General features: G+C 69.5%; 12 protein-coding genes and 1 pseudogene. 7 read left to right on the plus strand and 6 right to left on the minus strand.

What is annotated here, in order from left to right:
- The first annotated feature begins 76 nt into the window (after positions 1 to 76).
- Entirely contained in the window at positions 77 to 742 is a 666-nt protein-coding gene (locus AB0J39_RS32595; RefSeq protein ID WP_363471810.1) for a response regulator transcription factor, read from the plus strand.
- A 51-nt stretch (positions 743 to 793) separates the two neighbouring features.
- On the opposite strand, the gene AB0J39_RS32600 is transcribed toward AB0J39_RS32595, so the two are convergent.
- The 5 genes and pseudogenes from AB0J39_RS32600 to AB0J39_RS32620 form a co-directional block, all read right to left on the minus strand.
- The gene (locus AB0J39_RS32600) at positions 794 to 1,264 is read right to left on the minus strand and encodes a GNAT family N-acetyltransferase (protein WP_363471812.1); all 471 of its coding nucleotides are present in this window, start codon (positions 1,262 to 1,264) and stop codon (positions 794 to 796) included.
- A gap of 53 nt (positions 1,265 to 1,317) precedes the next feature.
- Positions 1,318 to 1,497: a hypothetical protein gene (locus AB0J39_RS32605; RefSeq protein WP_363471825.1), complete on the minus strand. Its 180-nt coding sequence runs from the start codon at positions 1,495 to 1,497 to the stop codon at positions 1,318 to 1,320.
- Positions 1,498 to 1,652: 155 nt separating this feature from the next.
- Positions 1,653 to 1,808, minus strand: a pseudogene (locus AB0J39_RS32610) (sigma factor); the annotation flags it as partial.
- Positions 1,809 to 1,943: 135 nt separating this feature from the next.
- Positions 1,944 to 3,410 (minus strand): 30S ribosomal protein S1, encoded by a 1,467-nt coding sequence (gene rpsA / locus AB0J39_RS32615; protein WP_169978289.1) that lies wholly within the window; start codon positions 3,408 to 3,410, stop codon positions 1,944 to 1,946.
- 207 nt (positions 3,411 to 3,617) lie between these two features.
- Positions 3,618 to 4,634 (minus strand): polysaccharide deacetylase family protein, encoded by a 1,017-nt coding sequence (locus AB0J39_RS32620; RefSeq protein WP_363471814.1) that lies wholly within the window; start codon positions 4,632 to 4,634, stop codon positions 3,618 to 3,620.
- 104 nt (positions 4,635 to 4,738) lie between these two features.
- On the opposite strand from AB0J39_RS32620, the gene AB0J39_RS32625 reads away from it, so the two are divergent.
- Positions 4,739 to 5,536 carry a DUF2127 domain-containing protein gene (locus AB0J39_RS32625; protein ID WP_363471816.1) on the plus strand — a complete coding sequence of 266 codons (798 nt, stop codon included), beginning with the start codon at positions 4,739 to 4,741 and terminating at the stop codon, positions 5,534 to 5,536.
- Between the two features lie 85 nt (positions 5,537 to 5,621).
- Here AB0J39_RS32625 and polA read toward each other — a convergent pair whose 3' ends face one another.
- On the minus strand, positions 5,622 to 8,303 hold the full coding sequence (gene polA / locus AB0J39_RS32630) for a DNA polymerase I (RefSeq protein WP_363471818.1): 2,682 nt from the start codon (positions 8,301 to 8,303) through the stop codon (positions 5,622 to 5,624).
- Positions 8,304 to 8,401: 98 nt separating this feature from the next.
- Between polA and AB0J39_RS32635 the strand changes: the two genes are divergently transcribed.
- The 5 genes from AB0J39_RS32635 to AB0J39_RS32655 all read left to right on the plus strand — a co-directional run bounded on the left by AB0J39_RS32635 (position 8,402) and on the right by AB0J39_RS32655 (position 13,288).
- Positions 8,402 to 8,782, plus strand: a complete 381-nt coding sequence (locus AB0J39_RS32635) for a hotdog fold thioesterase (protein ID WP_363471827.1) — start codon at positions 8,402 to 8,404, stop codon at positions 8,780 to 8,782.
- A gap of 461 nt (positions 8,783 to 9,243) precedes the next feature.
- Entirely contained in the window at positions 9,244 to 10,527 is a 1,284-nt protein-coding gene (locus tag AB0J39_RS32640) for a branched-chain amino acid ABC transporter permease (protein WP_363471819.1), read from the plus strand.
- A 13-nt stretch (positions 10,528 to 10,540) separates the two neighbouring features.
- Positions 10,541 to 11,530 (plus strand): branched-chain amino acid ABC transporter permease, encoded by a 990-nt coding sequence (locus tag AB0J39_RS32645; RefSeq protein ID WP_363471821.1) that lies wholly within the window; start codon positions 10,541 to 10,543, stop codon positions 11,528 to 11,530.
- A complete protein-coding gene (locus AB0J39_RS32650; RefSeq protein WP_363471823.1) occupies positions 11,520 to 12,449 on the plus strand; it encodes an ABC transporter ATP-binding protein in 930 nt (309 codons plus the stop codon). The genes AB0J39_RS32645 and AB0J39_RS32650 overlap by 11 nt, the downstream gene beginning before the upstream one ends.
- Positions 12,446 to 13,288 carry an ABC transporter ATP-binding protein gene (locus tag AB0J39_RS32655; protein WP_363471824.1) on the plus strand — a complete coding sequence of 281 codons (843 nt, stop codon included), beginning with the start codon at positions 12,446 to 12,448 and terminating at the stop codon, positions 13,286 to 13,288. The genes AB0J39_RS32650 and AB0J39_RS32655 overlap by 4 nt, the downstream gene beginning before the upstream one ends.
- Positions 13,289 to 13,451: the final 163 nt, after the last annotated feature.

Genomic DNA, 13,451 nt, shown 5'->3' on the forward strand with positions numbered 1-13,451 from the left:
CGCGGGGAGGCCTGCGTGTCTCGGTCGCGCTGCCGTCCGTCCCGGTCCCGGCCGAGGTCCCCGCCGAGGTGCCGGCGTGAGGGTCCTGGTCGTCGAAGACGCGCGTCCGCTCGCCGAGGTGGTCGCCGAGGGCCTGCGCGATCAGGGGATGGCCGTCGACATCAGTCACGATGGGCTGTCCGCCGCCGCCAAGCTCGACCTCACGGCGTACGACGTGGTGGTCCTGGACCGCGATCTGCCCGGCCTGCACGGCGACACGCTGTGCCAGATGATCACCGAGCGGCCGGACCGCCCGATGGTGCTGATGCTGACGGCCGCCGGGACGCCCGGTGACCGCGTCACCGGCCTGACGCTCGGAGCCGACGACTACCTCACCAAGCCGTTCCACTTCCCGGAGCTGATCCTGCGTGTCCAGGCGCTGGCCCGGCGCAAGCCGCACGCGCGCCCGCGGACTCTGCGCGCGGCCGGGATCGAGCTGGACCCGGTACGCCGGACCGTCGTGCGCGACGGCCGGCAGCTCGACCTGTCGGTGAAGGAGTTCGCCCTGCTGCGGGCGCTGATGCGGGCGAGCCCCGGCTTCCTGAGCGCGGAGGCGCTGCTGGAGCAGGTCTGGGACGAGAACGCGGACCCGTTCACCAATACGGTGACGGTGACGATCGGCCGGCTGCGCCGCAAGCTCGGCGAACCACCGGTCATCACCACGCAACCCGGCGTGGGGTATCGGCTCGCCGGGGCACCGTGACGCCCGTGCGCCGCCCGTGCGCCGGCCGAGCGCAGGACGACCCAGGACGACTCAGGACGTGCTCGTCTCGGGCATCCTGCGCAGGTGGACCAGCGTCAGGTGGTCCTGCACGCGCTCGCGCTGGGTCTCCCGGTAGCCGAGGCGGCGGTAGAGCCGGAGGTTCCCCTCCGACAGGTGCCCGGTGAACAGGTCGAACGCCGCCGCCTCCGGCACGGCCTCGTGCATCGCGGCCAGCAGCGCGGTGCCGATTCCCTGCCCCTGCCGGTCCGGCGCGACCACGAGGCGGCCCACCAGGCAGGTCGAGCCGGACACCTGGCCCCGGACGGCGCCGACCACCCGGCCGCCGTCCGTCGCCTTCAGCACGACCGCCGTCTCGATCACCGTACGCATCTGGTCGAGCGACTCCACCAGCGGCCCGATGAACGGATCGCCGTAGAGCTGCGCCTCGGTCACGTACGCGGCCCGCTGCAGGGTCAGGATCTCGCCGGCGTCCTCGGGCAGGGCCCGCGTGATCTCCACCACGGGGGCCACCCTATCGGCACATCCGCCTCCGTCAGGCGCGAGCCTTCCGGACCTCACTCGCCGGCGCGGCCCACGGCGTACCGCAGGACCACGTTCTCCGAGCCGTCCCGGCGACGGGTCCCCAGGAGCCGCAGCGGCGGGACCGGCCCGGCGCCGAAGGCCGAGGTGCCCCCGCCGAGGACGGCGGCGCCGACCATGAGGTGGAGTTCGTCGACGAGCCCGGCGGCCAGCAGGCACCAGCCGCCACGGCGTGGCGAACACCCGCTCGGTCAGGAACCGGCCGACGCCCTCGCGGCCGTCGAACCAGGCGGGCAGCGGCGGCATGGTGAACCGGGCGTCCTCGGACAGCAGGTCGAGCAGCGCCGGGACCCTCGAATCCGGCCAGGCCCCGCCACGCCGCGAGCAGCGACTCCTGGACCGCGTCCTCGGCGTCCTGGACCGAGCCGAGCATCCGGTAGCAGTGGGTGTAGATCTCCCCGCGATGCCGCTGCACCAGCAGTTCGAACGCCGCCTCGTCCCCCGGCGGAACCGTGCCCTCGATCATGGGTTCATCATGCCGTCCGGCCCGCCGCCGCGCCGATGAGACGACGGTGCCGGGAAAGCGGAAAGGCCCCGCCGGAGCGGGGCCTTTCGTCATGCTGTGGAGGCTGGAACACGACCTCCGGTCAGGAGACCGGGGTCAGCTCTGGCCGCCGGCCAGCTTCTCGCGCAGAGCGGCGAGGGCCTCGTCGGAGGCCAGGGCGCCGCCACCACCGCTCGTCTGCGAGGTGGTCTCGCCGCTGTAGGACGACGGAGCGGCCTCGCTGGCCGCCGCCTCCTCCTGGCGGGCCTTCTCGATCTGCGAACGGTGCGCCTCGAAGCGGGCCTGGGCCTCAGCGTACTGCCGCTCCCACTCCTCACGCTGCTTGTCGAAGCCCTCGAGCCACTCGCCGGTCTCCGGGTCGAAGCCCTCGGGGTAGATGTAGTTGCCCTGGTCGTCGTAGGTCGCCGACATGCCGTACAGCGTCGGGTCGAACTCGACCTCGGCGCCGACGCCCTCGTTGGCCTGCTTGAGGGACAGCGAGATGCGGCGGCGGTCCAGGTCGATGTCGATGATCTTCACGAAGATCTCGTCGCCGACCTGCACGACCTGCTCCGGAATCTCCACGTGGCGCTCGGCCAGCTCGGAGATGTGGACCAGGCCCTCGATGCCCTCCTCGACCCGGACGAACGCACCGAACGGCACCAGCTTGGTGACGCGGCCCGGCACGACCTGGCCGATCTGGTGGGTCCGGGCGAACTGCTGCCACGGGTCCTCCTGCGTCGCCTTGAGCGACAGCGAGACCCGCTCGCGCTCCATGTCGACGTCGAGAACCTCGACGGTGACCTCCTGGCCCACCTCGACGACCTCGGACGGGTGGTCGATGTGCTTCCAGGACAGCTCGGACACGTGCACCAGGCCGTCGACGCCGCCGAGGTCCACGAACGCACCGAAGTTGACGATCGAGGACACGACGCCCTTGCGGACCTGGCCCTTCTGCAGGGTGTTGAGGAACGTCTGGCGAACCTCGGACTGGGTCTGCTCCAGCCAGGCACGGCGGGACAGGACCACGTTGTTGCGGTTCTTGTCCAGCTCTATGATCTTGGCCTCGAGCTCGCGGCCGACGTACGGCTGCAGGTCGCGGACGCGGCGCATCTCCACCAGGGAGGCGGGGAGGAAGCCGCGCAGGCCGATGTCGAGGATCAGGCCGCCCTTGACGACCTCGATGACGGTACCGGTGACGATGCCGTCCTCGTCCTTGATCTTCTCGATCGTGCCCCAGGCGCGCTCGTACTGGGCGCGCTTCTTGGAGAGGATGAGGCGGCCTTCCTTGTCCTCCTTCTGGAGAACCAGGGCCTCGACGTGCTCTCCGACCTCGACGACCTCGGCCGGGTCGACATCGTGCTTGATCGAGAGCTCGCGCGACGGGATGACGCCCTCGGTCTTGTAGCCAATGTCGAGCAAGACCTCGTCTCGATCGACCTTGACAACGGTGCCTTCAACGATGTCGCCGTCGTTGAAGTACTTGATGGTCTCGTCGATCGCGGCGAGGAAGGCCTCCTCGGAACCGATGTCGTTGACCGCTACCTGCGGGGTGCTCGAGGTGGCCTCAGTGCTGCTCGTCATGTGTGGAATTGCTCCGAACCGGACAGATGTCGTTGTGACAGGAGCGCGGCGGGCCGTTTTTCGTTCACCGGATGATGCTGTTTCCTGGTAGCCACCAGATGACCGAGCGCGAGCCCTCTCCGTCCGTGACGCGCGCGAGCCCACAACGCAGCGATCAGCATATGAGACGGAGCGAGCTGGGTCAATCCGAGGCAACCAGACGGGCCTCTAGTACGTGATGACCGACTTCGCCCGGGCCGGCGAGAGCGTTGCCCGGAGTTTGCGTGGCACAGACACGCGGGCGGGATCACCGTCCGACGTATAACGCTCCCGTGGGTGTTTGTCGAGCCAGTCGAGCCAGTAGGTCGTGCACCAGCGCCGGCACTCCCCTTGTTTCCCGTTGGACTGGATCCTCGGGATCGCGAAACGCGGGAAACTTTTCGCGTACGGCGAAACCACAGGCTCCGCACCGGCCAGGAAGACGCCGTCGAAGTGGTACTCGCCGCCGTCCCACTTCCCGTCGTGGGCCCTGCTCAGCTTCCTCGGCCGCGACCCGTACGGCAGCGCCATGGTCGTCGAGCCCGGCACGCCGATCTTCTTCAGCAGCCGCTCCTGCCGGACGATCTGCTCGCTGACCTTGCTGTTGGAGAGCCGGCGGAGATCGGGATGGGCGTAGGTGTGGTTGGCCACCTCGAACCCGTGGTCGAGCAGCCACTTCACCGCCTGCCGCTGCCGCTCGCGGTCGCGCAGGCCGAACGGGTCGCGGTTGACCCAGAAGGTGGCCGTGGGCCGGAAGTTCGGGTACTTCGCCGCGATCTCGTAGATGACGCCGACGGCCGTGTCGTTCTTCGGCATGCCGTTCTGGTCCATGGCGAAGTGGCTGGGGTGGCCGTCGTCGAAGGTCAGGACGACGGGATGGGTCCCCGCCGGGATGTCGATCTTCCTGGCGACCAGTTCGGCCGCGGTGATCGGCACGTAGCCGCCCTTGGCCAGGCGCTCCAGTTCCTTGCGCAGCTGATCGGGGGTCCGGTCGATGGACGCCCTCCGCTTGGGCACGATGCGGTGATACATGATCACGGGCACCAGGCCTGCCTCGTTCGCCTTGACCTTCCTGGCCGATTCGGCGGTCGCCCGAAGCGGGGCGGCGCTGGGCTTGGGCGACGGTGTTCGCGGGTGCGCCGGCGCCTGCGCCCGCTCCTCGCCCGAGGAGCGGGGCAGCAGCACAAGCGCGACAAGTCCGATCACGACAACGACGACATTGGCGATTGCGGTCATCCGGGCAAGATTGCGCACAGTTATTTGACCTTACTGCCCGGCGTGTCCGCATTCGTATGTGTTGCAATTTTCCTGTGGACTGGAGCCTGCGTACCTGCGGACGGCACGGGCACGTCACCTACGCCCCGGACGAGGAGGCCCTGCGCGGCCGCCTGCGCGCCGAGACCGCGCTGGGCGAGGCGTGGCGCTGCCTGCGCTGCGGCGACTTCACGCTCGGCCCGCCACGGGCGGCCGGACCGGCCGGCGACGCGCCCGTCGTGCTGCGGGGCCGGGCGCTGCGGGACGCCGCCGTGCTACGGCTGATCGCCGTCTTCCGCTGGACCAAGGCCGTGCTAGTGCTCGCCGGAGCGTACGGCGTGTGGCGTTTCCGGGCCCACCACGACGCCGTACGGCGGGCGTTCGACCAGGACCTCCCGCTGGTCAGGCCGCTGGCGCACAAGCTCGGGTGGAACCTCGACCAGTCGGGCGTGGTGCACACGCTGCGGACCGCGCTGGGCGCGCGGACGACGACCCTCACCTGGATCTTCCTCGCCCTGCTCGCCCTCGCGGCCCTGCTGCTGACCGAGGGGATCGGCCTGTGGCTGCTGAAGCGGTGGGGTGAGTACTTCTCGGTGATCATCACCTCGGCGTTCATCCCCGTGGAGATCTACGAGATCGCCGAGAAGGTGAGCCCGCTCCGGATCGCGGTCCTCCTGGTCAACATCGCGGCCGTGCTGTACATCGCGCTGAGCAAGCGCCTGTTCGGCCTGCGCGGCGGGCGGACGGCCTTCGAGTCGGAGCGGCACGAGGCGAGCCTGCTGGAGGTCGAGGAGGCGGGCCTGGCCGTGCACGGGCGGGACCACCGGGCCGCCCGCTCCACCGGCCACCCCTGACCCCTTCGACCTCTGATCAGGCGCACCCGCCCAGTCGCCCTGCAAGGCGATGGTCCGCCGGAGCGGGGGCGGCCGGCGGCGAGGATCAGTGGCCGGCGTCCTCCCAGGTGGTCCCGACGCCCACGCTGACCTCCAGCGGCACGCTCAGGTCGTAGGCCCGGCACATCTGCGTGCGCACGACCTCGGTCAGCTCCTCCAGCTCGCCCGGCGCGACCTCGAACACCAGCTCGTCGTGAACCTGGAGCAGCATGCGGGAGCGCATGCCCTCGATCGCCTTCTGCACGTTCAGCATGGCGACCTTGATGATGTCGGCGGCCGAGCCCTGGATGGGCGCGTTGAGCGCCATCCGCTCGGCCATCTCCCGGCGTTGCCGGTTGTCGCTGGTCAGGTCGGGCAGGTAGCGGCGACGGCCCAGGATCGTCTCGGTGTAGCCGTCCTTGCGGGCCTGGGCGACGATCGACTCCAGGTAGTCGCGGACGCCGCCGAACTCCTCGAAGTATTCCTCCTTGAGCGCCCTGGCCTCCGCGACGGGGATGTTGAGCTGCCCCGACAGGCCGAAGTCGGACAGGCCGTAGGCGAGGCCGTAGTTCATGGCCTTGATCCGGGCGCGCAGGTCGGCGTCCACCTGCTCTGGCGGCAGGTCGAAGACGCGGGACGCGGTGGCCTGGTGGAAGTCGTGGCCCGATTCGAAGGCCTCGATCAGCGACTCGTCCCGGGACAGGTGCGCCATGATCCGCAGCTCGATCTGGCTGTAGTCGGCCGTCAGGAGCGTGTCGAAGCCCTCCCCCACCACGAAGCCCTTGCGGATGCGCCGGCCCTCGACGGTGCGGATCGGGATGTTCTGCAGGTTGGGCTTCTCGCTCGACAGCCGCCCGGTGGCCGCCACGATCTGGTTGAACGTGGTGTGGATCCGCCCGTCGTCGGCGATCTCCTTGATCAGGCCCTCGACCGTGGTGCGGAGCTTGGTCTGGTCGCGGTGGCGGAGCAGGATCACCGGCAGCTCGTTGTCGGTCTGCTCGGCCAGCCAGGCGAGCGCGTCGGCGTCGGTCGTGTAGCCCGTCTTGATCTTCTTGGTCTTGGGCAGGCCGAGCTTGCCGAACAGGATCTCCTGCAGCTGCTTGGGCGAGCCGAGGTTGAACTGCTCCCCCACCGCCTGGTGGGCGGCCTCGACCGCCTGCTTGACGGCCGCGCCGAACTCCGCCTCCAGCGCCGCGAAGTACTGCCGGTCGGCGGCGATGCCGTCCCGCTCCAGCTCGGCCAGCACCCGCACCAGGGGCAGCTCGACCTCGGTCACCAGCCGGGTGCCGCCGCGCTCGGACAGGTGCGCCTCCAGCGCGTCGGCCAGGTCGCGCACGGCCTGGGCCCGCAGGGCCAGGTCCCGGGCCGCGCCCTCGTCGGCGTCCTCGAACAGGGAGGTCTGCCCGCCGGGCGCGGACTCCGCCCGCAGCTCGCGATGGAGGTAGCGCAGGACCAGGTCCTCCAGCGGGAACGACCGCTGCCCCGGCATCGCCAGATAGGCGGCGAGCGCCGTGTCGCAGGTGAGACCGCGCAGGTCGAGGCCGTGTGCCCACAGCGCGAGCAGCGGCCCCTTGGCGTCGTGCAGGGCCTTCGGCCGGTTCTCGTCGGCCAGCCAGGCGCCGAGCGCCGCCTCGTCCTCCTGCGTCAGCCGCGTGGGGTCGAGATAGGCGGCGCCGTCCGGCCCGGCGATCGCGACGCCCTCCAGCCGCCCGGTGCCGCTGCCGTAGGAGCCCTGGAAGGCCAGCCCGGCGCGATCTTGAGGGAGGGCCGCCAGCCAGCCGGGCACCTGGCCCGGCTCCAGCACCGTCACCTCGAGCTCGAAGCCCTCGCCGGCCTCCGGCTCGGTGGTGCCGAGGACCTTGAACAGGCGCTCGCGCAGCTCGCCGCGGATCTGCACCGCGTCGAGGAGCTTGTTGACCTCCTCGCGGTCCCACAGGCCCATGGTGAGCGCGGACACCTCGGCGTCGACCGGGGCGTCGCGCTTCAGCTCGGTCAGCATCCGGTTGTGGATCACCTGGCCGAGGTGCTCGCGCAGCTTGTCGCCGACCTTGCCCTTCACCTCGTCGGCGCGCCGGACCAGCTCGTCCAGCGAGCCGTACTCGACGATCCACTTGGTGGCGGTCTTCTCCCCCACGCTCGGGATGCTCGGCAGGTTGTCGCTGGGGTCGCCGCGCAGCGCCGCGAAGTCGGGGTACTGGGCCGGGGTGAGGCCGTACTTGTCCATGACGGCGTCGGGGGTGAAGCGGGTCATGTCGCTGATGCCCCGTCTGGTCATCAGCACCGTGACCTTCTCGTCGACGAGCTGGAGCGCGTCACGGTCGCCGGTCACGATGAGCACGCTCATCTCCTCGCCGGAGGCGCGCGTCGCCAGCGTCGCGATCAGGTCGTCCGCCTCGAAGCCAGGCACCGACAGGCGCGGGATCCGCAGCGCGTCGAGCAGTTCGAAGATGAGCTGCATCTGGCCGCGGAAGTCCTCGGGGGTCTCCGCCCGGTTGGCCTTGTAGCCGTCGTACGCCTCGTGCCTGAAGGTGGGCTCGCTCCGGTCGAAGCAGACCGCGACGTGACTCGGCTGCTCGTCGCGCAGGATGTTGGCCAGCATCGAGGTGAAGCCGTAGACGGCCTCGGTGTGCTGACCGTCGGTGGTCATGAGGTTCGCGTCCTTCAACGCGTAGAACGCGCGATAAGCAAGAGAATGCCCGTCCAGAAGCAGCAGACACGGACGGGTGGGGGTCGCTTCACTCTTCGGCACACCCGCAGCCTAGTCTCCCTGTACGACAGAAAACCCGTGCTCTTCCCACAGGAGGCGTCCCCTTGACCTTGACGAATCCCGAGGAGTTCGTGGCGTTCATGAACGCGCCCGGGGACCACCTGCACCGGCGGATGGGCATCGAGATCCTGGAGGCGAGCGCGGAGCGGGTCGTCGGCCGCATGCCCGTCGGAGGCAACACCCAGCCGTACGGCCTGCTGCACGGCGGCGCCTCCTGCGTGCTGGCCGAGACGCTCGGTTCGACCGGCGCCGCCCTGCACGCCGGTGCGGGCAGGATCGCCGTCGGCATCGAGATCAACGCCACCCACCACCGCTCCGCCACCTCGGGGCACGTCACCGCCGTCGCGACCCGGGTGCACGGCGGGCGCACGCTCGCGACGTACGCCATCGAGATCACCGACGACGAGGGCGGCGCGGTCTGCACGGCCCGCCTGACCTGCATGCTCAGGGACGCCCGCTGAGGCCGGGAGGCGCGCGGGCCGGACTCGCCCAGGCACCGGCCGGGCAAGCACCACGAAAACCCCTTACGACGCATTGAGCCTCATACCGGAACGGCTTGCGACTCTCTTTGCACGGGAGTCGCTCCGGTCGCTACCGTTGAGGCTCCAGAGCCCGTGGGAAGACCGAGTAGACAACGTGCGGAGCCGGGGAAGCTGTGTACGGTCCCAAAGGTCCTCCCACGGGCTCACGACTTCTCGGCACCAAATCTCAGCACCGATGCCCGGTTGACTCCTTACATGCCCTGACCTGCGAACCCTTTCTCACGTCAGTGACACACCATGGTCACCAATTGGTGACGAACGACCCCGAAACGGGCGTCTCAGGCTTATGCTCCGGCCACAACATCGCAGCAACCTGACCGATGTTGCGCGTCCGCAGTGGGGGCACGACCCCGCCATGACCTGAACCAGAGGGAGCACCATTGCGCAGAGCCGTGATCGCGTTCACGGCCTTCCTGGGTGGACTCGTCTTTCTCCTCTCCTCCCCCGCCTGGGCGGACGGGGAGGCCCTGAAGGGCACACTCCAAAACCAAGGCCAGCCGGTGAACGGCGTGAAGATCAGCGTGGCGGGCGAAGACGGCAAACCCGTCGGCGACGCCACCACGGGTGCCGACGGCAAGTGGGAGGTGCCGGTCCCCGAGGCGGGCACATACAAGGTCACGCTTGACCAGTCGACGCTCCCGCAGGGGGTCGCGCTCAAGTTCAAGGACCGGGCCACCCTGAACGTCCAGGTCTACGACGGGAGCGAGCGCAACGTCCTGTTCGCCCTCGCCCCCGCGGGCCAGCAGGGCGGGGCCGCCGCGGCGTCCTCGGACTCCTCCTCCTTCTGGGACCGGGTCGCCCAGCTCACCTTCGAGGGCTTCAACCTCGGACTCATCATCGCCCTCGCGGCCATGGGCCTCTCGCTGGTCTTCGGCACCACCGGGCTCACCAACTTCGCCCACGGCGAGCTGCTCACGTTCGGCGCGATGTGCGCCTACTTCTTCAACGTGGTCGTGGGGATTCCGCTCGTCTGGGCCGCGGTGATCTCGGTCGTGATCGGCGGGGTCTTCGGCTACGGCCAGGACCGCTTCTTCTGGGGGCGGCTGCGCAAGCGCGGCAGCAGCCTGGTCGCCATGATGATCATCTCGATCGGTCTGGCCCTGTTCCTGCGCTACGTCTTCCTCTTCTTCTTCGGCGGCGAGGGCGCCCCGTTCGCGGACTACAACGCCCAGCCCGGCATCCAGGTCGGCCCGATCTCCGCCGCGCCGAAGAACTTCATCGCGATGGGCATCGAGCTCGCCGTGCTCATCGTCGTCGGGGTCGCGCTGCTCAAGACCCGTGTCGGCAAGGCGGCCCGCGCGGTCGCAGACAATCCCGCCCTGGCGGCCTCCTCGGGCATCAACGTCGACGGGGTCATCAGGATCATCTGGACCGTCGGCGGCGCCATCGCGTCGCTCGCGGGCGTCATGCTGGGCCTGTCGCAGAACGTCAGCTACCAGATGGGCTTCCAGATCCTGCTGCTGGTCTTCGCGGGCGTCACGCTCGGCGGCCTCGGCACCGCGTTCGGCGCCCTGGTCGGCTCCATCGTCGTCGGCCTGTTCATCCAGCTGTCCACCGTCGTGGTGCCGACCGAGCTGAAGACGGTCGGCGCGCTGCTGGTGCTCATCCTCGTCATGCTCTTCCGGCCGCAGGGCATCCTCGGCCGGCGCGAGCGCATCGGCTGATCGGAGACCACACGTGGACTGGAACACCATCCTCATCACCACGGTCAAGGCCTCGATCGGCCTGGAGACCGTCGTCTACGCGCTCGCCGCGATCGGCATCAACATCCAGTTCGGCTACGCCGGGCTGCTCAACTTCGGCCAGGCGGCCTTCCTCGGCGTCGCCGCGTACGGCATGGCCGTCACCGTGGCCACCTTCCACCTGCCGTTCTGGCTCGGCATCGTGATCGGCCTTGCGGCCACCATCGTGCTGGCATTCCTGCTGGGCATCCCCACCCTGCGGCTGCGCGCCGACTACCTCGCCATCGTCACCATCGCGGCGGCCGAGATCGTCCGGCTCATCTTCAGGTCGGTCAAGTTCAGCAGCGTCTTCGGCGGCTCGGACGGCCGGCAGAACTTCTCCGGCGACTTCTTCGCGATGAACCCCTACTCCCCCGGCACGTACGGCATCGGCCCGATCAGCTTCAACGAGCGGGTGACGTGGGTGCTGACCGTCGGCTGGGTGCTCATCGCGATCGCCTGCGGACTGGTCTACCTGCTCATGAAGAGCCCCTGGGGCCGCGTGCTCAAGGCCATCCGCGAGGACGAGGACGCCGTGCGCAGCCTCGGCAAGAACGTCTTCTCCTACAAGATGCAGGCCCTCGTGCTCGGCGGCGTGGTCGGCTGCCTCGGCGGCTTCCTGTTCGCGCTCGGGCAGGCGTCGGTGCAGCCCGACCTGTTCAGCACGGAGTTCACGTTCTACGCGTACACGATCGTGATCCTCGGCGGCGCGGCCCGCGTCTTCAGCCCCGTCGTCGGCGCCGCGATCTTCTGGGTGCTGCTGGTCTTCGTCGGGAACACGCTCAGCGAGGCCGTCTCCGCCGGCCTGCTCCCCTCGTTGTTCACCGTGAACAACATCGGCGCGGTCCGCTTCATGCTGGTCGGTCTCGGCCTGATGCTCCTGCTCATCTTCCGGCCTCAGGGCATCTTCGGCGACAAGAGGGAGATCGCGCTCGATGCACGCTGACACCACCCCGTCCAGGAAGGCGGCGGCGCTGGCCGCCTTCACGGGCCTCGACCGCGAGCCCGGCGTTCCCAAGCCGGACCCGATCCTCGTCGTCGACAAGGTCGTACGCCGGTTCGGCGGCCTCACCGCCGTCAACGTCGACCACGTGGAGATCCAGCGCGGGTCCATCACCGCGCTCATCGGCCCGAACGGCGCCGGCAAGACGACGTTCTTCAACCAGCTCACCGGCTTCGACAGCGCCGACGAGGGGTCCTGGACCTTCAACGGCAAGCAACTGAAGGGCGTGCCCGCCCACCGGGTCGCCCGTGCGGGCATGGTCCGCACGTTCCAGCTAACCAAGGCCCTGTCGAAGCTCACCGTCATGGAGAACATGCGGCTCGGCGCGCAGAACCAGCGCGGCGAGAACTTCTTCCGCGCGCTCGTCCCGGGCAGCTGGCGCCGTCAGGAGGACGAGATCACCGAACGCGCCGAGGAGCTCCTCGAGCGCTTCAAGCTCGCCGCCAAACGCGACGACTTCGCCGGCTCGCTGTCCGGCGGCCAGCGCAAGCTGCTGGAGATGGCGCGGGCCCTGATGGTCGGCCCCGAGCTGGTCATGCTGGACGAGCCCATGGCGGGCGTGAACCCGGCCCTGACCCAGTCGCTCCTCGGGCACGTGAAGGACCTGCGCGAAGAGGGCATGACGGTGCTCTTCGTGGAGCACGACATGGACATGGTCCGCGACATCAGCGACTGGGTCATCGTGATGGCCCAGGGCGCCGTCATCGCGGAGGGCCCTCCGGACACCATCATGTCGGACTCGCGCGTGATCGACGCCTACCTGGGCGCCCACCACGACGCGCCGATGTCCGCCGAGGAGTTCGAGGAGCAGCTGCAGGAGGCCGAGGCCGAGCTGGAGGCCGGGATCGAGGAGAAGGCATGACCGCCCCCACGCCGGACAACGGCGCCGAGCCGGACCGCGTCCCCACTGCGGACAACCACGAAGAGCCGGTCTCCCAGGCGGCCGTCGTCGACCGCTCCGACCATCTCGCCGGAGCCGAGAATGCGCTCCTGCGGGCCGACGAGCTGTACGCCGGCTACATCCCCGGGGTCAACATCCTCAACGGCGCCGACCTGTATGTGAAGAAGGGCGAGCTGATCGGCATCATCGGCCCCAACGGCGCCGGGAAGTCGACCCTGCTGAAGACCCTGTTCGGGCTCGTGCCGGTGCGCAGCGGCTCGGTCGTCCTGAACGGCGAGGACATCACCAGCCTCAAGGCCCACTCGCTGGTGGCCCGCGGGGTCGGCTACGTCCCGCAGACGAACAACGTCTTCCCCAGCCTCACCATCGAGGAGAACCTGGAGATGGGCGCCTACCAGGTGCCCGGCAAGTTCAAGGAGCGGTTCGAGTTCGTCTGCGAGATCTTCCCCGCGCTCCGCGAGCGCCGCAAGCAGCGCGCCGGTTCGCTGTCCGGCGGTGAGCGGCAGATGGTCGCCATGGGCCGTGCGCTCATGACCGAGCCGTCGGTCCTGCTCCTGGACGAGCCGTCCGCGGGCCTGTCGCCCAAGCTGCAGGACCTGGTCTTCATCCAGGCCCAGCAGATCAACAAGGCCGGCGTGACCGTCATCATGGTCGAGCAGAACGCGCGCCGCTGCCTGCAGATCTGCCATCGGGGCTACGTGCTCGACCAGGGCCGCAACGCCTACATGGCCAGCGGTCGCGACCTGATCAACGACCCGAAGGTCATCCAGCTCTACCTGGGCACCCTCGCCCGGGCCTGAGCCTTTCCCCGAGGGCCCCGGCGCACCCCGCGCCGGGGCCCTCGTCGTACGTCTGTGACGTCATCCACGCCTGATCGGCAACGACCGGGGCCACAATGAGCCGTATGACCCGAACCCCCCTCCGGGCGGCACTGGTCGTCGCGGCGCTGGCGGCGGGCCTGAG

The sequence above is a fragment of the Microbispora sp. NPDC049633 genome (genome assembly GCF_040675265.1).
GTDB lineage: Bacteria > Actinomycetota > Actinomycetes > Streptosporangiales > Streptosporangiaceae > Microbispora > Microbispora maris.